The following is a 17,733-nucleotide window of genomic DNA, read 5'->3' as shown; positions in this document are numbered from 1 at the left end:
GAGGGACGTACCGTGCCCGACGACGAGGGCGCCGACGGCGAACCAGCACCGTTCAGAGCAGGCCCTCGACCTCGGCGAGCAACAGCCCCTCGACGGTCGCGTCGTTCGTCGAGCCGCCACGAACCAGGTCGATCGCCTCCTCGACCGGCACCGACCGGGGCGTCAGGAACTCGTTCTCGTCGAGCGACTGCTCGGCGGGCGTCAGGTCCTCGGCGAACACGAACGCACGGCGGTGGCGCAACAGCCCCGTACAGCACCAGACCTCCTGGAGCAGCGACGTACTCCCCGCCGCGAAACCCGTCTCCTCCCGGAGTTCGCGCTCGGCCGCGGCGGTGTCGGACTCGCCCGCCTCGATGATGCCGGCCGGGAGTTCGAGCTGCGTCCGCCTGATCGTCGGCCGGTACTGCTCGACGAACAGGAGCCGGTCATCCGCCCGCGCGACGACCACGACCGCGCTCGGGAGTTCCGCCCAGTAGTAGCGCTTCCGGGTGCCGTCCGGCTGTTCGACCAGATCGTAGCCCGCGGTCACCCAGCCGGTCTCGTACTCGACCGCGCTCTCCACGACCGGCCACTCGGGCTCGCCGGGCCAGTCGTGTCGCCGACCGTCGTCGAACGCCGGCGCGTCGTCCGCACCCTCCTCCGTTCCGTCGGTCATGGCTGCACCACCGCCACGCGGTATCTGGTCCCCTCGTACTCGACGAACGCGGCCTCGGCCGTCGCCGCGCCCTCGGGCGCGAACTCCAGGAGCGACTGCAACTCGTCGAACGGCGAGTTGGTAAACGGCTCCTTCAGGCCCCACGGTCCGCGCCGGTACGCCGACGACCGGCCGTCGTCGCTCGAAAGCGCCTCGAACAGGTACGGGTACTGCCGGGCCGAGAAGTTGTCCACCTCGAGCGTCGGGCCGTCCTCGGCCCCCTCGACGGTCAGGTAGTACGGGTCGCCCGCGGCGAGAAACTGCGGGAGCGCCCCGAGCGCCAGCAGCGCCAGGACGACGCCGACCAGGAGGAGGAGTCCGTTCCGCGCGATGGGTCGCATACCCCGGCTTGGGAGGCCCCCAGCAAACCGATTACGCCTCGGGGTCGTCGACCTCGTCGTCGCCGACGCCGGCGTCGTCGTGGTCGTCTGAATCGGCGACGTGCTCCCGATAGACCACCCCGAACGCTCGACGGCGGAGCGTCCCCAGCGCGGCCTCCCGCTCGTCCTGAAACGTCGCGGCGACGGCGACGCCGCCCTCGCCCGCGAACGGGACCGGGTGCCAGGCGACGCGCTCGACGTTCTCGCTCCCGGCGACGTCCGACCCGTACCCCGGGTTCGCGTCGAGCCACTCGTCGAACTCCTCGTCCGTCCCGACGTGGACCCGGAGCAGCGACGCGAACAGCGCGTCCCGGACGGTCTCGATCACCTCGCCGGTGACGCGGTCGCGGTACTCCTCGCGGTCGAAGTCCATCGCCCTGGCCGCCTCGCGGACGGCGACCTTCGCGGCCGGCACGAGCGATCCGTACTCCGCGCGCGCCTCGGCCGGCGTCGCCGGTGCCAGCGTCCCCTCGGTGTCCATGTCAGGCTAGGCGGCCGGGCGAATCAAGAGTCGTTCCCTTCGGGGTCGTCGTCCTCGTCAGCGTTCCCGGTATCGCGCCCGTTTTCCCCGGCGTCTCCGGTATCGGCACCGCTGTCGCCCGCCTCCTCGGCTTCCTCGGACTCCTCCTCGTCGAAGCCGTACATCTCCTCGGTCAGTTCCTGTGCGTCCTGGATGACCGACTCGACGGCCTCATCCGTGACTGCCTCGGCCATCCCCTCGAACCCGCCAGCCTCCCGGCCGTTCATCGCGTCGGGGCGGCTCCCGCCATCGTGCTCCCCGTCGTGTCCGTGCGGGTGGTCGTGTGAGCCCGCCCCCTCGGTCGTGTCCTCGAACACCTCGTCGAACTCGGCTTCCTCGGCGTGGTCGGTCACGCGCTCGGCGAGTTCGCCCGGCGTCTCCTCGCCCCAGCCGGGGACGTGCTCGTCGAGCCAGGCCTCGTGGTCGTCCTCCCGGAGCATCGCGGTGAACGCGAGGTGGTTGGCGAGGTGTTCCCCGTCCCGCTGGGGGACCTCACAGACGGGGCAGGCGTATCCCATGCTCGGTCGTGTGGGGCGGGGCGGGAAAACCCCTCTTGTCTCGATTCTGGCTCGTCGTGTTCGGCGAGTTCCCTCATCTGTGGACTCGTTCGTTGGTTTCCCTCTCGTGGTGACCGCCTCGAAAGCCCCCGCGGCCCCTTTCAGTCCCACCCACCGCACGGCACCGCACCTCACTCTCGCCAGCCTCCTGCGCTTCTCGGCCTTCGCGGGACTCGCTTCGCTCGACCCGCGTGCTCTCGTTCGCTCCTGCGTCGCTCACGAGAGCTTCGGCCTGCGGTGCTCGTCCCTCGCACGAGCGGTCGCCCACGAGGGGCGGCCGCCGCGCACCACGTGGCCTGGTCGAGTTGGCCGCGGTCGGCGCGTGCCGGCGCGGCTCCGTCCGCGCCGGATGCGCGCGAGGGATGAGAAGCGCAGCGAGCCTGCGAGCGAGCATCGCAATCGGCTGGGGAGGCCGTGGCTACAATCACCGCCAACAGTAGTGGTCTACCTCACCGACCAACCGGCCTGAGAGATCGAACCAGGTAGTAACCGTCTAAACGGAGAAAACCGGAGTCGGTGAACGAACCAACCCCGAAATTGACAACCACGGACCGAAATGCCCCCAGCCTACTTCCACGTCCACCTGGCGTCGAGCAGGTAGCGGTACGTCCCGCTGATGAGGATCGCGCCGAGGTTCGCCGCGATGTAGCCGGCCCCGGCCCAGCTCACGAACGCCGCCAGCAGCCCGAGCTGGATCGGGATGGCGGAGCCGCGAACCAGGTTCGTCCTGAGCAGCCCCCGGAGGTACTCGCCCCGGCCGGTGTGCCGGGAGGCGCTGAACGTCCAGGCGTTGTTGAGCACGTACTGGAGCAGGATGGTGATCTCGATGGCGAACGCCGCGCCGACGAGGTAGTTCACGCCGCCGTGCTCCACGAACGCCCAGAGCAGCCCGGTCTGGACGCCGGCCGCGCTGGCCCCCACGGTGGCGAACCGGGCGATCCGGCCGACCGTGGCACCGTCGACGGTGCTCGTTGTGGGTGTCGCCATGTGGTCAGCGGTAGCCGAGCGCGTCCAGGCGGTCGGCGATCGCCGAGTCCATCCCCTCCTCGCCCTCCTCGTCGGGCGCGGTCCGGTCGCCCTCGCGGCCGTGGTCGCCGCGATCCGGAGCGGCCTCGGAGCCCTCGCCGCCGATGCGCTCGGCGTGCTCCCGGACCGTCTCCCGGAGTGTCGTCAGGACGGCGGGCCGGTTCGCGTCGGGTTCGGCGAGCAGGTCCCACTCCTGGTCGGGGTCGTTCCGGCGGTCGTACAGCTCCGCGACGCCGGTCTCGGTGTTCTCGATGTACGCCCACTCGGCGGTCCTGGCCGAGACGAGCAGGTCGCCCTCGACCAGCGAGCGCGGGATGGGCTGCTGGGTCACCTCCTCGCCGCGGACGGCGACCGAGACGACCGGCTCGGACTCACCGGCCGGCCGGGTCGACTCGCCGTCCCGAACGGCGCCCGTCAGGTCCTCGCCCTCCCAGGCGTCGGGGGCGTCGGTGCCCAGTAGCGACGCGACGGTCGGCGGAATCGCGTCGAGGCCGACCGCGCGCTCGAGGCTCCGCCCCTCGGCGCCGGGCACGTCGACGACCAGCGGGACGTTGATCAGCTCGTCGTACAGCTTCGGGTAGTGGGCCAGGTGGCCATGCTCCTGGAACTCCTCGCCGTGGTCGCCCGCGAAGACGATGGCCGTGTCGTCGGCCCGTCCGGCCCCGGCGAGCGCGTCCCGCAGTCTGCCGACGCTGTCGTCGACCTGCCGCACGCCGCCGTGATACAGCGTGTGGAGGTCCGCGAGCGTCCGCGGGCCGACGGCGCGACCGAGCCCCGTTCGGACGTGTGCCCGGAGCATCCGGCCGGTGCCGACCCGGTCCGAGGAGACGGCCCGGAGGTAGCGCGGCGCGGGGACGTACGGCGTGTGCGGGTCCATGTAGTGGACCCAGAGGAAGAACGGCCCCTCGGTCTCCTCGATGAACGAGATGGCGTTCCGCTCGACGTCGAGCATGCGCGAGGTGTCCGCGAAGGGGCGGCCGTCGTCCGAACGGTTGAGCTTCGCGGCGGCGCGGCGGAACGGCGAACGGAGCAACTGGAGCCAGCCCTGCACGGTCGGGTGGGCGGCGAGATACCGGCTGTACCGGCTGGAGGCGTCGCCGACGAACGAGTCGAACGCGTCGAAGCCGCGGTCGTACCCCCAGTGCTCGGTGAGGAAGCCGTTGGCGGCGTTGAAACCGCCGGTGTGGACGCCGGCCTCCGAGAGCGCCTCCGCCAGCGTCGGGGTCGACGGGACGCCGATGTCGGCCCCCTCGGCGAACACCGGCCGCGAGGCGAGGATGCCCGGGAACGAAAAGGGGGTCCAGTTGCCCGTCGCGAAGGCGTTCTCGAACGTCGTCCCGTCGGCGGCGATGTCGTCGATGACCGGCGTGCGGTCGCCGCCCAGCGCGTCGGCTCGCAGCGAATCGACCGTGACGAGGAGGACGTTCTCCACCTCGGGTGTTGTGTCGGTCATGTCGGTGAGGCTCCCGTGCTCGCACCCGCCCGGCCCTGCCGGCCGTTCCCCCGTGCTTCGTGGCGCGTGTTCGGGTTACTCACGGGGGATTCTGGTCGAGACGGCTAAGTGTTTTGCATCGTCTTGCACGCGTCGAACGGGGGTCGGGCCGAGCGGACGCGACCGGTCGCGCGACTCACCGGCGGGCCCACCCCTCCAGGTCGAGCGCCATCACGAACGCCGGTTCGCCGTCGGCGTAGTAGCGCGGGATCCGCCTGGCCGGCTCGAACCCCTCGTCGGCGTACAGTTGCTGGGCGCGATGGTTCGACTCGCGCACCTCCAGTTTCACCACCGCCGCGCCGGCCGCCGTCAGTTCCCGCAGCGACTCGCGCAGCAGCCGCCGGCCGAGCCCGAGCTCCTGCGCGTCGGGGCGCACGGCGATGTCCTTGACGTGGCCGATGTCGCGCCCGTGGTTCGGCGTCACGTCGCCGATGACGTAGCCGAGCGTGTCGCCCGCGGCGACGCCGTCGGCGCCGACCGACACCGCCGCGTCGCGCCCGTCGGCGACGAGGAACGCCGGCGCGTTCAGCGCCTTCTCGAACGCGGCGAACGGCCATGGCTGGTCGAAGACGGCCTTCTCGATGCGGAACACGTCGAGCAGGTCGGCCCGCGTCGCCGGCCTGATCTCGACGTCCGCGGCCGCCCCGCTCGCCGCTCCGTCGGCGTCGTCGGGCAACGCGCGGCGCGACGTCGTCATTGGTCCGTGTACGGCGGAGCGAGGGATAAGAACAGCGGCCGTTCCGGTCGGTTTGGGTCGGCGTTCGGCGTGGAGTCGGACGCTCGTCGCGTTCGGTTCGCTCGCGTGAACGGCCCGCACCGACCGCATCTGCTCGACCAACCGCGTGGTGCGGGGGAGTCGAGCGCCGCGGGGGCTTTCGAGGCGGTCATCGCAGGCGCACGTCGAGCAGCACACTCGGATCCCGCGGAAAATAGCCCCGTTCAGTCGCCAGGAAAGCAGTTCAGGACTCGTGAACGTGCCCGCACTCGGGACACTTGACCTCCTCGCCGCGCACCTCCGCGCTCGCCTGCCGCACCTCCCGCATCACCGTCGAGATGCGGTCCTCGGCCTCCAGTTCGTCCTCGACGGCGAGGTCGACGCCCTCGACCTCCAGCAGGAACTTGGCGACTTCCGTCACCTCGTACATCATGTCGTCGAGCTGTTCGGCGGTGAAGAAGCCGCACATCGCCCCGTAGAGGAACGTCGCGCCGGCCTTGTTCACCTTCTCCTCGAAGGATGCCCGCGCCTGGTTCACCGCCTGCGGGGTGTACGTGTCGGTCATGAACGGCACCAGCCGCGGGAGGTTCTCGCCGATCTTCGTCATCTCGACGCCCGTCTCCGTCCGGAAGTCCGCACAGAGGCGCGCGATGGCCCACTCGCGGGCCGTGACGTAGGTGCGGTCCCGCAGGAACTCGTTGACGCGGTCGTACTCGGCCCGCTCCATCTTCTGGAAGCGGTCGTACTTCCGCACGTCCGCGGGCACGTCGGCGTCGACGTCCGGCCCCGGCACCGACCCCGGCGGCGACTCCCTGGCAGCGTCGTCGCCGGCGGCCGGGTCCTCGCCGGGCGCTGGTTCGTCGCCCGGAGCCACCTCGTCCCCGGAAATCGGCTCGTCTCCCGGAACGGCCTCGTCCTCGGTCGCCCCCGCGCCGTCGGCACCGGCGGTCCCCTCGCCGACGGCCTCATCCCCGGCGGCCGTCTCCTCGCCAGCCACGTCCTCCCTGCGCTCGGTCCCGGACGCGTCCCGGCCGTCGGCGTCCCCGGCACGGTCGCCCTCGACCCCGTCACCCTCCCCTTCGGGCGGTCGTCCCCGCCCCTGCCCGGCGTTATCGGCCATACCGGCCCTATCCGGCCCGCTGGTAAAAACCCGTTCCCGCGCGTCTGACGCCCGGCCGACAGGAACGGTGGCCCAAACCCTCGGATCGCCCGTCCCGGCATCCGCTCGCCGTCGACCGTGGCGGCACGCTTTTGGCCGGCGCTTCCGACCCCTCGGCCATGAAGGTGCTCCTCGGAATCGGCGGGAGCGGCGACTCGCTCACGGCGCTCGAACGGACCGTCGAGCGCACGCGGGAGGCGGGCGACGACCTCACCGTGGCGGTCGTGGAGAACCCCGAGTCGGACGCCTCGCTGGCGGACGTCGAATCGCGCGTCCGGGACCTCCTCGGCGATGCGGACCTCGACGCCACGGTGCGGCGCGTCGAGGGCGACGCGGGGAGCCGGCTGGTGGACATCGCCGAGTCGGAGGGGTTCGACCACATCGCGCTCGGCGGCGGACAGACCAGCCCGATGGGGAAGATCAACCTCGGCCAGATCGCACAGTTCGTGCTCCTGAACTCCCACGTTTCGGTGACCCTCGTCCGATGAGCGACCGAACCTACCCCGACGAGCCGGCGGGCCCGTTCGCCGAACCGCCGTTCTCGTTCTCGGACGGCGAGGGGCGCGAGATCGAGGTCCGGCCGTTCCACGCCGACGCCGACCGCAGCGAGGAGGAACTCGCGGCGCTCGTCGAGATGTACGACGCGTTCGACCCGGCCGACCGCGCGCAGGGCATCCCGCCGAGCCGGGAGTCGGCGATCCGCGACTGGCTCGACAGCATCCTCGGCGGCGGCGGGTTCAACGTCATCGCCTGGGACGGCGACCGGGCGGCCGGCCACGCCACGCTCGTCCCTGACGACGACGAAGTGTACGAACTGGCGATCTTCGTCCTCCAGGCGTATCAGGGCGCGGGCATCGGCACCAGACTCATCGAGGGGCTGCTCGGCCACGGCGCCGAAAACGGCGTCGAGCGGGTGTGGCTCACCGTCGAGCGCTGGAACCGTCCGGCCGTCTCGCTGTACGAGAAGGTCGGCTTCGAGACGAGCGACGCCGAGTCGTTCGAACTGGAGATGACGGCGTGGTTGGGAACTCCCCGTGGGGACGGATAGCGGCGAGAGACAGCCTGGAGAAGCCGTTTTCCAGCCCACTGGAACGCCACGTCGAGGGCGGTAACCTCTATCGGGGGAGACGGGACCACTCCCCCCATGTCGGACGACCCGGAGCTCGCGTGGCCGGAACGTCGGGAGGCGGTAACGTATCGGGAGGTCCGTGAGGTGCTCAACTCCCAGCGACGGATCGTCTCGGACATCGACGAGAAGGCGATGCGGACCGTCCGCCTGACCGCGCTCCTCGTCGGGGCCGTTCTGACCGCGTGGAACGTCAGCGACGGGTCGCTGTTCCACCGGGAACTGCTCGTCGTCGGTGGCGGGGCGCTGTTCGTCTCCATCGTCGCCGGCCTCATCACGTACTCGGAGTCACGGGACCTCGTTCTCGGGCCGACGGGTACCTACGTCGAACAGCTGATTCGGAACGGTTTCCACGGTCGGCCGTGGAACGAGGACCACCTCCACACGACGGGGTTCTAGATCGAGGAGAACCACTCGGTGACCGAGCGGAACAGCCGTCTCCTCTCGGCGTGTCAGGCGTTCCTCGTTCTCGGACTCCTGTCGACCGCACTCGCCGTGATTTTTAACCGAGACCGACCTACGTCGGGACGTGATGAGAGACGACGAACGCGATGAAGCGCTCTCGAAGGGACAGCGCTCCGGGAAGGGAGCCGGGCTGTTCTCTCACGTGCTCTCCTGGACCGGGAACGACGAGTGATCGGTCGATTCGGCGACCACCGACGAATCGGGGGATGACAGCGGCTCAGACCGACAGCACCGGCTGGCTCGCGTACAACAGCACGTACTCGGCGGCCTTCTCCAGCACCTCGCCCGGTTCGCCCGTGAGCGGTTCGCGCGGGATGACGAGGAAGTCCGCGGAGATCTCCTCGGCGGTGTCGAGGATGACGCTGCCCGGGTGGCGCGACTTCCGGTTCGTCGAGAAGCCGTAGGCGATGGAGCTCGAGACGGGGACGCCGTGGTCCCGGGCCACCAGCTCGACGCTCTCGGTGAACACCTCGGTGTCCTCGGCGACCTCGGCCTCGTCGATCGCGTCGGTCTCGATGGCCCGGACGACCTCCTCGCCGAGCACGTACACCGCGTGGACCGCTGCGTCGTAGCGCTCGGCGACCGCGACGGCGTACTCGACGGCCTCCAGGGACTCGTCGCTCCCGTCCACCGGGGCCAGGACGCGTTCGACGGTCAGGCTCATGGCGGGTACTGTGGCGGAATTCGTGAAAGGTGTTGCCCTCTTCGTCGTGTTCGAACCCCATCATCGGGCCGTTTCGGGCGGTGTCCCGGTACGGCCGCCGGACCTCGCGGCGCTCGACCGAGCGGCGTCGCCGTGCTACTCGTCCCCGAGCAGCGAATCGGCGATGTCCCGCAGCCCCTCGTCCGGCCGACCGGTCATCTCGTAGACGGTGCGCTCGCCGGGCACCCGTACGCCGTACAGGTAGCCGGGATCCACCTCGTCGACGTCGACCGCGTCGTCGGCCTCGCGGCCGTGCTCGCGACACCACTCGACGAGGCGGTTCTCGCCCTCGCCGGGGTTCCGGGCCAGCCGCCGGTTGTCGTACGCGCCCCGAAGCAGCCGACCCCGGGCGTCGCTCTCGACCCGGGCGTGGCAGGACTCGCCGTCGATGACGAGTCGGATCTCGTCCCCGGCCTCGACCGCGGCGTCCTCGGGGACCCGGAGGCAGGGAAGCCGGGTTCCGCCCGAGCGCGTGAGGTGGGCCCGATAGGTGGTAACCGCGTCCGCGTCGCTGGCGATGCTGTCGGACATGGAGCGGGAAGGGAGCTACTCCTCGTCGTCCTCGCCGCCGTCCTCGTCGTCGGCCGCCTCCGCTTCGTCGTCGTCTTCGACGTCGGCATCCGACTCGTCCGCCTCCTCCGTCTCGGCCGTCTCCTCCCCGGACTCGGCGTCCTCGGTCGCTTCCTCGTCGGTCTCCTCGGCTTCCGCTTCGGCCTCCTCGGCTTCCGCTTCGTCCGCCTCGGCTTCCTCGTCCGCCTCGACCGCCCCGGCGTCTTCCGTCTCCGCCTCGGCCTCCTCCGCGCCGCCCTCGAACGTACCGTCGACGAGCCGGGCGTTGATCTGGACCGTCTCCTCGGAGACCTCGCGGCCGCGGACGGTGACGCGCTTGCGCTCGCCGTCGCGGGACGGCTCGTAGCCGACGCCGCCCTCCAGGAGGAGCTCCTTCAGGTTCGCGCCGGGCACGTCCTCGCGCATCGGCCGCCCGGCCGTGTCCGAGCCGCCGGTCAGTTCGAGCGTCATCCCCTCGGCGTCGACGACGCCGGCGTCGACCTCGTCGCCGATGTCGAGCCCGAGGAACCGGTTCGCGTCCTGTCCGTCCACGTCGAACTGCTGCGTGTCGCCGGCGGAGTCGCCCACGACGACCTTGAATTCAGCCATTACGGGAACGAACTCGTCGGTTAGAGAAAAGAGCGTCGAAAGCGAGGTCCGCGGGGTACTCCGGGAGAGTCCGCCACGCTGCCCGTCGCGGCTCAATCCAGCCGAACCGGCTCGTCGGTCGACACCGTCGAGACGCGGACGTCCTCGCCCACCCCGAACTGCGGGTCGCCCGCCCCCGGCCGCGTCACGAGTTTGACGCCGAACCCGTCGTCCCGGGAGGCGAACAGCGACAGCCCCGTGATGGGGTCGCCGTTCGCCAGCACCGTCACGTCGCCCCACGCGACGTCCCGCCCGTCCACGATGCCGACCGGTTCGCCGAGCAGTTCGACCACCGTGGCGTCCGTGGCTCCCGCCGACGCCGACGGTGACGACATCGCCGCCAACTGTGACGACCCCGGCGCCGGCCCGAACCGTCCGCCGGCGCCGTAGTGGGCCAGTCCGCCGTCCAGCGGGACTCCCGCGTCCGAACCGACGGCGGCGTAGCCGTCCACCCGGCCGCCGGGCGCGTCCAGCAGCGCGTAGCTGTCGCCGGTTTCGACGACGGTTCCGGTCCCGTCCCAGTCGAGCGCTGCGACCGGCACGTCGACGTCCAGCGGGAGCGACCCGGACGCCCGGTACGGGTTCCTGTCGTGCCCGCGGAACTCCAGGTGGACGTGGTTGTCGACCCAGCGGCCGAAGAAGCCCGAGCGAACCATCTCCCCGAGCGAGTCGCCGACGGCGACGGAGTCTCCGGGTTCGACCGCGGGGTCGACGTGGAGGATCCGCGCCAGGTGCTCGCCGGCGTCGACGACGATCAGGTGGTCGGTGTCGACCGCGTACGGGCGGTCCGGACAGCCGACCGTCCTGACGTCGAGGACCTCGCCGGCGACGGGCGAGACGCCCGAACGGCCCGCATCATCGTCGGGGTAGAGGTCGATCGCGTGCCCGTGGTCGTGGGCCGGGTACGGCGAGTTGTACAGCGAAAAGCGGGGGTAGCGCTCGATCAAGTGGGCCGGAAGCGGAACCGGCTCCGTCCCCCCGGTCTCGTCCATACCCCGTCTCCGTGGCGGAAGCGCTTAGGCGACGCGACTCCGACCGGCGGGCGTGATTCGGGTGTACCGTGGACCCCTCCCGACGCGGGAGCGCGACCGGGCCGCGACGGCCGCCATGCTCGCCGGGACGGCCGACTCCGGGGAGCCGGCGCTCCGGGTCTGGACGCCCGGCCGACAGGTCGCGTTCGGCCGCCGCGACGCCCGCGCCGAGGGGTACGACGAGGCGAGGCGAGCGGCCGAGGACAGGGGGTTTCCCCCGACCGAGCGCTCGGTCGGCGGCCGGGCGGTCGCGTACGCCGACTCGACGCTCGCGTTCGCCCACGCCGTCCCGCTCGCCGACATGCGCCGGGGGATGGACGAGCGCTACGACGCGGCGGTCGAAACCATCGTCGACGCCCTCCGTGGAATCGGCGCCGACGCGGAACCCGGCGAGCCGCGCGACTCCTACTGCCCCGGCGACCACTCGGTCCGGGTCGCAGACGGCGGCAAGATCGCCGGCATCGCACAGCGGGTCCGGCAGGACGCGGCGCTGGTCTCGGGCTGTGTCACCGTCGCCGGGCGCGACGAACTCCGCGACGTCCTGGCCCCGGTGTACGACGCCTTGGCCGTCCCCTTCGACCCCCGATCGGTCGGCTCGGTCGCCGCCGCCGCCGGCCCCGCGGACCCCGACGCCGTGCGCGACGCGCTCGAATCCGCCTTCCTCGGGGACGAGGAGCCGGTTCGGCTTGACGCGAGCGACCTGCTCACCGAGGACTGAGCGTGACTCCGGGTACCCGCCGCGGTAGGAGCGATGTCCTTGCTTCGACCGCACGGCCGATCGAGCGGGGGGAGGGCCGTCGGGAACGACGCCACGGCGACGGGAACCCGGAGAAGCCGAGTGCGAGGAGAGGGACCGAGGTCACGACCGGGACCCCGAACCCGAACTCGGCCGCACGAGGAACCGACCAGAAACCGATCAGAACCCCGATTACGCGGAAGAAAAGCCGTCCTCCCAGCGGAACGTCCCGTCTCGCTGGACGACCTCGCCATCCACCAGCAACCGCGAGTCCTCGCTCACGTCGGTGATCATGTCGACGTGGACCGCCGAGTCGTTGCCCGACTCGCCCTCCGGCAGGCAGGAGTCGTAGGCCCGACCAACGGCCAGATGAATCGTGTCGCCCATCTTCTCGTCGAACAGGATGGAGTCGGTGAAGCGGTCGATGCCGCGGTTCATCCCGATGCCGAGTTCCCCCAGCCGGCGGGCACCCTCGTCGGTGTCGAGCACGCCCGCGATGGCCTCCTCGCCCCGTTCGGCGTCGAAGTCGACGACCTCGCCGCCCTCGAACGCCAGCCACACGTCCTCCACGCGGGTCGCGTCGATGGTCATCGGCACGTCGAAGAACACCTCGCCCTCGGTCGCATAGGGGGCCGTGAACACCTCGCCCGAGGGGAGGTTGTGCGAGTCGTACGCGACAGACGTGGCCGAGTTGACGGCCGTCCGGTTCTCGATGCTCATGGTCAGGTCGGTGCGCCGAGACGGTCCCCGGCCGCCGTCTCGGTCCGTTCGATCCGTCTCGATGCGGACCTCGCTCCCCTCATCGAGCACGTCCTTCACCTTCGCCATCTCGTCTGCGAGCGACTCCCAGTCGCGCAGGACGGCGTCGTAGACGAACTGCTGGTACTCCTCGTAGGCCATGCCGGCCCCCTGGGCGAGCGAGCGCGTCGGGTGGACCGTGCTCACCCAGTCGGTGTCCATCCGGGCTTCGCGGACGCGCTTGTTCGCCTGCTTCGCGGCGCGGCGGCGTTCGGTCGGGACGTCGGCGGTCGCGGTCGTGTTGCGCCCGCCGCCGAGGCGGAGGTAGACGTCGGCGGCCTCGAGCATCGCCAGCTTCGGGTCGTTCTCGGCGAACTCGCCGTCGTGAGCCCGGAGGAACGCCCGCGACACTTCGTCGCTCCCGTAGGTGGTCAACAGCGTCGCGCCGCGCTCGCCGAGCTTCTCAGCGACGGCGACCGCGAGGTCGTGGGCGTCCTCCGCGACGTCCACCACGACCCGGTCGCCCGCCTCGACGCGTGCGCTCCAGTCGACCAGTACCTTCGCGTGCTCCCTGACTCGCTCGTCCATGCGGTCACTGGCGGTTCCGGCGGCCAAAGCCCCGACGGTTCGCGCTCGAATCGGGGGCGGATCCGAACCGCGACGGCCGGCTCCGGGGGAACCGCAACGCCTACCCCCCACGTGGCCGACGCGACCGTATGGAACTGGGCGTCATCGGCCTCGGACGGATGGGGCGGATCGTGGTGGACCGGAGCCTCGCGGCCGGCCACGACGTGGTCGCGTTCGACCTCGACGCGGAGGCGACCGCCGCGGCGGCGGAGGCGGGCGCGACCCCCGCCGACTCGGTCGCGGACCTCGCGGAGCGGCTCGCCACTGGCGGGGACGGGAAGCGAATCTGGCTCATGGTCCCCGCGGGCGACGCGGTGGACGCGACCCTCGATGAACTCGACCCGCATCTCGACGCGGCGGACGTCGTCGTCGACGGCGGCAACTCCCACTTCCGGGACTCGACGCGCCGGGCGGAGTCGACCGACGCCGCGTACCTCGACTGTGGCACCTCCGGCGGCCCGGCGAGCGCCGAGGCGGGGTTCTCGCTGATGGTCGGCGGCCCCGAGTGGGCCTACGATGAACTGGCGCCGGTGTTCGACGCCGTCGCCACCGGCCCGGCAGGTCACGACCGGATGGGCGGGTCGGGGGCGGGCCACTACGTGAAGATGGTCCACAACGGCGTCGAGTACGCGCTGATGGCAGCCTACGGCGAGGGGTTCGAACTGCTCCACGAGGGCCGGTACGACCTCGACCTCGAGGCGGTCGCGCGGACGTGGAACAACGGCGCGGTCATCCGATCGTGGCTGCTCGAGCTCTGCGAGGAGGCGTTCCGCGAGGAGGGGAGCGACCTCGGCGACGTGGCCGACCGCGTGGAGGGCGGCTCCACCGGGACCTGGACGGTGCAGGAGGCGCTCGAACAGGAGGTGCCGCTGCCGCTCATCTACCAGGCGCTCTCCGAACGGTTCGGGTCGCGGGCCGACGACGGCCGGTTCTCGCGACGGCTGTCGAACCGGCTCCGGTACGGCTTCGGTCGGCACGAGGTGCCGCGGCGCGACGGCGAGTAGTCCTCGACACCGCGGAGCGTCCCGGTTTCGCGTTCCGGCGCGACGCGGAGCCGCCCACGCGCACCCGGGACGAGCGGAACACCACGACTTTCCGGCGGGCGGCGGAACGGGTCGACATGGTCCCCAGCCCGTCGTGGCGACGGGTCGCCGTCGCCGCCCTCGCCGGACTCGCGATCGGTCTCCTCCTCGGCCCGTCGGTGAACGCCCTGCCGGGCTTTTCCGATCACACCGGCCCGTCGGAGATGCGCGTCACGTCGTTCGACCGCCTCGAAGCCGGCTGTGCCGAGCAGGTGGCGACTCGCGCAGGGAGCGCCTACGACGCGGGCAACTACACGAAGACCGCGTTCGTCCGAACCGGGAGCGTCGACGCGAACCTCTCGGCCCGCGTCGTGCGAACGTCGCCGCCGGGCGCGGACCTCAGCACGTTCCGCGTCCGCGTCGACTCCCACCACGAGGGGCCGGCGAACGCGACCTGCGAGACCGGCGTGCTGTACCGGGTCACGATCACCCCCGGTGGTGGAAGCCCGGAGGGGCTGGTGCCGGACGCGCACGGGACGCGGGTTCTCTGGCTGGAGAACGGCGAGTACGCCGGCTGTTCCGGGAGCGTTACCAGCCCGCTCGAAACGGGGTGCAGTCGGTTCCGCCCGGGCGACGGCGAGCCCCGGCAGGTCTGGGCGAACGGGTCCGGGGCCGCGACGTAGTCCGAGCCGTCCCGCCGTCCCGACCGGTGGACAATCACAATCCTTGTTACCCCCCACTCCCAACCAGCGCCCATGGTTGACCCCGTTGCAATCGGGTTCGGCGCGGGCCTCGTCCTAGTCTTCGTCGCCCTGCACTTCGCCCGCGGGACGGGTTGGGAGCCGACCGCGGACATCTCCGAGGAGGTGCTCGAGCAGCGCGCCTCCACCGTCCCGGAGACGGACTTCCCCGAGCCCGGAAATCGGGCCATCGGCGGCGGCGGCGTCGCCGGCGCGGTGCCGGCCGGCGAGGAGGGCGAACTGGAGGAGGGCGACGAGGCCGCCGAGGAGTCGTCCAGCCCGGCGGACATCCCCGAGGACGAGGTGGAGTACTTCGAGGTCGAGTTCGTCAAGGAGGGTGCGACGGTCGAACTCGCCAACAACGAGACGGTGCTCGACCAGGGCGAGGAGGAGGGCTGGGACCTCCCGTACGCCTGCCGGGAGGGCCAGTGCGTCTCCTGTGCCGGACAGATCACCGACGGCGGCAACGCCGAGGACTACGTCGTCCACGACAACCAGCAGATGCTGGACGAGACCGAACTCGACGACGGCTACACGCTGACGTGCGTCGCCTACCCGCGCGCGGACTTCACGATCGAGACGGGCGAAGCGCCCTGATTTTCAGGAAGAGTTTCGAGTGACGGTGTTCGTCCACAACAACGCGCAGTAGCGGTCGAGCCGCGATGACTAGATCGGTAGTGAAGCCGGGTCGCGACTGCGACCATCCACGAAGCCCTACCCGACCGCAGCCTCGCCCTCCCCAACCGGCGATGCCCCTCCCTTCGGTCGGGACCTCGTCTTTACCTCGGAGCACGCTCCTCGGAACTCACCCTCGCTGCGCTCGCTTGAGCCTCGCACGAGCGGCCGCGCGGAGCGCGGCCGCCGCGCGCCGATGCCGGCTGACCGACCGACGGCACACATCGGTCAGCCAGCGGAGCGTCGCTCGACCGAATTACCGACGGGCGGAAATGGAAGGGGCCGCGTTTCTCGGGGAAGCACGACACCGTAAGCACCACAGCGCGAGCGGAGCGAGCGCGAGGAGCCCAGCGCGTGGCGCGCGAGCCGAGAAACGCGGGGGCTTCCGCGATCGCCACCACGGTAGCAGTCGCGCTTACCGAGCCGATCCCTGCGGCGAAATCGGTGAACGGTCCATCCAGGAACCGTTCCGAATCGTTCAACACCCCCCGCCGAGAGCGGATACTACGAACCGAAAGTGTCGAGTCGACTCCCCGGAAGCGGGTCCCTGACCGAGGGGACCCTCGCACGCCCGATGTTCGCGCTCGCGTGGCCCATCGTCGTCACGCAGCTCCTCCAGGTCGCGTACAACCTCGCCGACACGCTCTGGCTGGGGCGCTACTCCACCGACGCCGTCGCCGCGTTGAGCCTCGCGTTCCCGCTCATCTTCCTGTTCATCAGCGTCGGCGGCGGGTTCAACGTCGCCGGCGCGACGCTGGTCGCCCAGTACACCGGCGCGAGCTCGCGGTCCGACGGCGACGAATCGGACCCGGCGACCGTCGAGGACGCGGAGGCTGCCGACGAGGGTGACCCGTCGGCCGACTCCGACCTGGACGCCCCGCCCGTCGAGGGCGACTACCGGGGGACGGCCGGGACGGTCGCGGGCCAGACGCTCTCGTTCATCGGGGCCATCGCCGTCGTGGTCGGCGTTCTCGGGTACCTGCTCGCCGACGAACTGCTGGGGCTGCTCCCGGCCAACGAGGCCACGGCGACCCAGGTCATCCCCGCCGCCAGCGGCTACATGGAGGTGTTCTTCCTCGGGATGCCGTTCCTGTTCGGCTTCTTCGTCTTCTCCTCGCTGATGCGCGGCTACGGCAACACCCGCGCCCCGATGCTGGTGATGGCGTTCTCGGTCGCGGTCAACGTCGCGCTCGACCCGTTCCTCATCTTCGGCTTCGAGTCGAACCCGCTGTTCGGGATGCTGGGGGTCCGCGGGCTGGAGGCGAGCCTCCTGGCGGCGACGAACTACACCGGCGCGGGCGTGCAGGGTGCCGCCCTGGCGACGGTCGTCTCCCGCGGGCTCGCCACGGTCGTCGGCCTCTACGTGCTGCTCGGCACCGACGCCGGGCCGACCGTCTCGCTGGCGGACTTCCGGCCGCGGCTCGAGTTCATCCGGAAGATCGTCTCCATCGGCGTCCCCTCCGCGCTGGAGCAGTCGGCGGCCGCGCTGGGACAGATCGCGCTGACCGCGATGGTCGCGACGTTCGCGCCGGAGGTTGTGGCGGCCTACGGGCTGGGCAACCGGCTCGTCTCGCTGGTGTTCCTCCCGGCGCTGGGGCTGGGTCGCGCGACGAACACCATCGTCGGGCAGAACCTCGGAGCCGAGAAGCCGGGGCGCGCCGAGCGGGCGGTCTGGCTCGCGGCGAAGGTCGGGACGGCGGTGATGGTCGTCGTGGCGATCGTCGCGTACCTGTTCGCCGAACCCGTCGTCGGCGTGTTCATCGCCACCGGCACCGACGCCGCGGCGGCGACCATCGGCTACGGCGCGGACTACATCCGCGTCCGAGCGGTCGAGTTCGCGTTCATCGGCGTGCTCCAGGTCGTCCTCGGCGCCTACCGCGGCGCCGGGAACACGAAGACGGCGCTGGCGTTCTCGCTGGTCGCGCTCTGGCTCGGCCGGGTGCCGATCGTCTACCTGCTCTCGTTCCAGTTCGGCTTCGCCGAGCAGGGCATCTGGATCGGCATGGCCGCCGGGCAGATCATCGGCGCGGTCGCCGCGGCGGCGTGGTTCACCCGTGGCACGTGGAAGGAGACGGTCATCGAGGGCCGGGAGACGGCCGCGGGTGGGTAGCGCGGCTTTCCGAAGCCTTA

The 17,733-nt window shown here is 71.1% G+C and carries 20 protein-coding genes and 1 pseudogene; 8 read left to right on the top strand and 13 right to left on the bottom strand.

Features of this window, described 5'->3' with window-relative positions; translation table 11 throughout:
- Positions 1-52: 52 nt before the first annotated feature.
- The 8 genes from RJT50_RS02590 to RJT50_RS02555 form a co-directional block, all read right to left on the bottom strand.
- Positions 53-655: an NUDIX hydrolase gene (locus RJT50_RS02590; RefSeq protein WP_313693817.1), complete on the bottom strand. Its 603-nt coding sequence runs from the start codon at positions 653-655 to the stop codon at positions 53-55.
- Positions 652-1,035, bottom strand: a complete 384-nt coding sequence (locus RJT50_RS02585; protein ID WP_313693816.1) for a hypothetical protein — start codon at positions 1,033-1,035, stop codon at positions 652-654. Before RJT50_RS02585 ends, RJT50_RS02590 begins: the two co-directional genes overlap by 4 nt.
- Before the next feature lie 31 nt (positions 1,036-1,066).
- Complete coding sequence (locus RJT50_RS02580) at positions 1,067-1,555, bottom strand: DUF5809 family protein (protein ID WP_313693814.1); 489 nt, start codon at positions 1,553-1,555, stop codon at positions 1,067-1,069.
- A 23-nt stretch (positions 1,556-1,578) separates the two neighbouring features.
- The gene (locus RJT50_RS02575) at positions 1,579-2,112 is read right to left on the bottom strand and encodes a DUF5810 domain-containing protein (protein WP_313693813.1); all 534 of its coding nucleotides are present in this window, start codon (positions 2,110-2,112) and stop codon (positions 1,579-1,581) included.
- A gap of 606 nt (positions 2,113-2,718) precedes the next feature.
- Entirely contained in the window at positions 2,719-3,138 is a 420-nt protein-coding gene (locus tag RJT50_RS02570; RefSeq protein WP_313693812.1) for a GtrA family protein, read from the bottom strand.
- A gap of 4 nt (positions 3,139-3,142) precedes the next feature.
- Complete coding sequence (locus RJT50_RS02565; protein ID WP_313693810.1) at positions 3,143-4,630, bottom strand: sulfatase; 1,488 nt, start codon at positions 4,628-4,630, stop codon at positions 3,143-3,145.
- A gap of 175 nt (positions 4,631-4,805) precedes the next feature.
- Positions 4,806-5,366, bottom strand: a complete 561-nt coding sequence (locus RJT50_RS02560; RefSeq protein WP_313693809.1) for a GNAT family N-acetyltransferase — start codon at positions 5,364-5,366, stop codon at positions 4,806-4,808.
- A 262-nt stretch (positions 5,367-5,628) separates the two neighbouring features.
- Complete coding sequence (locus RJT50_RS02555; RefSeq protein WP_313693807.1) at positions 5,629-6,504, bottom strand: DUF5806 family protein; 876 nt, start codon at positions 6,502-6,504, stop codon at positions 5,629-5,631.
- A 158-nt stretch (positions 6,505-6,662) separates the two neighbouring features.
- Between RJT50_RS02555 and RJT50_RS02550 the strand changes: the two genes are divergently transcribed.
- The 3 genes from RJT50_RS02550 (at position 6,663) to RJT50_RS02540 (ending at position 8,068) form a co-directional block, all read left to right on the top strand.
- A complete protein-coding gene (locus tag RJT50_RS02550; protein WP_313693806.1) occupies positions 6,663-7,031 on the top strand; it encodes a universal stress protein in 369 nt (122 codons plus the stop codon).
- The gene (locus tag RJT50_RS02545; protein WP_313693804.1) at positions 7,028-7,591 is read left to right on the top strand and encodes a GNAT family N-acetyltransferase; all 564 of its coding nucleotides are present in this window, start codon (positions 7,028-7,030) and stop codon (positions 7,589-7,591) included. The genes RJT50_RS02550 and RJT50_RS02545 overlap by 4 nt, the downstream gene beginning before the upstream one ends.
- 96 nt (positions 7,592-7,687) lie before the next feature.
- On the top strand, positions 7,688-8,068 hold the full coding sequence (locus tag RJT50_RS02540; protein ID WP_313693803.1) for a hypothetical protein: 381 nt from the start codon (positions 7,688-7,690) through the stop codon (positions 8,066-8,068).
- Between the two features lie 283 nt (positions 8,069-8,351).
- On the opposite strand, the gene RJT50_RS02535 is transcribed toward RJT50_RS02540, so the two are convergent.
- From RJT50_RS02535 to RJT50_RS02520, 4 genes and pseudogenes are all read right to left on the bottom strand, one after another.
- Complete coding sequence (locus tag RJT50_RS02535) at positions 8,352-8,798, bottom strand: universal stress protein (protein ID WP_313693802.1); 447 nt, start codon at positions 8,796-8,798, stop codon at positions 8,352-8,354.
- Between the two features lie 135 nt (positions 8,799-8,933).
- On the bottom strand, positions 8,934-9,368 hold the full coding sequence (locus tag RJT50_RS02530; RefSeq protein WP_313693799.1) for a DUF7112 family protein: 435 nt from the start codon (positions 9,366-9,368) through the stop codon (positions 8,934-8,936).
- A 237-nt stretch (positions 9,369-9,605) separates the two neighbouring features.
- A pseudogene (locus RJT50_RS02525) lies at positions 9,606-9,995 on the bottom strand (30S ribosomal protein S6e); the annotation flags it as partial.
- Between the two features lie 92 nt (positions 9,996-10,087).
- A complete protein-coding gene (locus RJT50_RS02520) occupies positions 10,088-11,026 on the bottom strand; it encodes a DUF8155 domain-containing protein (protein WP_313693797.1) in 939 nt (312 codons plus the stop codon).
- Positions 11,027-11,081: 55 nt separating this feature from the next.
- Between RJT50_RS02520 and RJT50_RS02515 the strand changes: the two genes are divergently transcribed.
- Positions 11,082-11,783 (top strand): lipoate--protein ligase family protein, encoded by a 702-nt coding sequence (locus RJT50_RS02515; protein WP_313695902.1) that lies wholly within the window; start codon positions 11,082-11,084, stop codon positions 11,781-11,783.
- A gap of 210 nt (positions 11,784-11,993) precedes the next feature.
- Here the strand turns inward: RJT50_RS02515 and RJT50_RS02510 are convergent, their stop codons facing one another.
- Positions 11,994-13,127 (bottom strand): aminopeptidase, encoded by a 1,134-nt coding sequence (locus RJT50_RS02510; protein ID WP_313693795.1) that lies wholly within the window; start codon positions 13,125-13,127, stop codon positions 11,994-11,996.
- 128 nt (positions 13,128-13,255) lie between these two features.
- Here RJT50_RS02510 and gnd point away from each other — a divergent pair, with 128 nt between their 5' ends.
- The 4 genes from gnd (at position 13,256) to RJT50_RS02490 (ending at position 17,713) form a co-directional block, all read left to right on the top strand.
- A complete protein-coding gene (gene gnd / locus RJT50_RS02505) occupies positions 13,256-14,170 on the top strand; it encodes a phosphogluconate dehydrogenase (NAD(+)-dependent, decarboxylating) (protein ID WP_313693793.1) in 915 nt (304 codons plus the stop codon).
- Between the two features lie 116 nt (positions 14,171-14,286).
- Positions 14,287-14,871: a hypothetical protein gene (locus tag RJT50_RS02500; protein WP_313693790.1), complete on the top strand. Its 585-nt coding sequence runs from the start codon at positions 14,287-14,289 to the stop codon at positions 14,869-14,871.
- A 72-nt stretch (positions 14,872-14,943) separates the two neighbouring features.
- Positions 14,944-15,525, top strand: a complete 582-nt coding sequence (locus RJT50_RS02495) for a 2Fe-2S iron-sulfur cluster-binding protein (protein WP_313693787.1) — start codon at positions 14,944-14,946, stop codon at positions 15,523-15,525.
- 652 nt (positions 15,526-16,177) lie between these two features.
- Positions 16,178-17,713 carry an MATE family efflux transporter gene (locus RJT50_RS02490; protein WP_313695901.1) on the top strand — a complete coding sequence of 512 codons (1,536 nt, stop codon included), beginning with the start codon at positions 16,178-16,180 and terminating at the stop codon, positions 17,711-17,713.
- The last annotated feature ends 20 nt before the right edge of the window (positions 17,714-17,733 follow it).

The sequence above is a fragment of the Halobaculum sp. XH14 genome (assembly GCF_032116555.1).
Taxonomy (GTDB): Archaea; Halobacteriota; Halobacteria; order Halobacteriales; family Haloferacaceae; genus Halorarum; species Halorarum halobium.
This window is presented reverse-complemented; position numbering and strand designations above follow the sequence as displayed.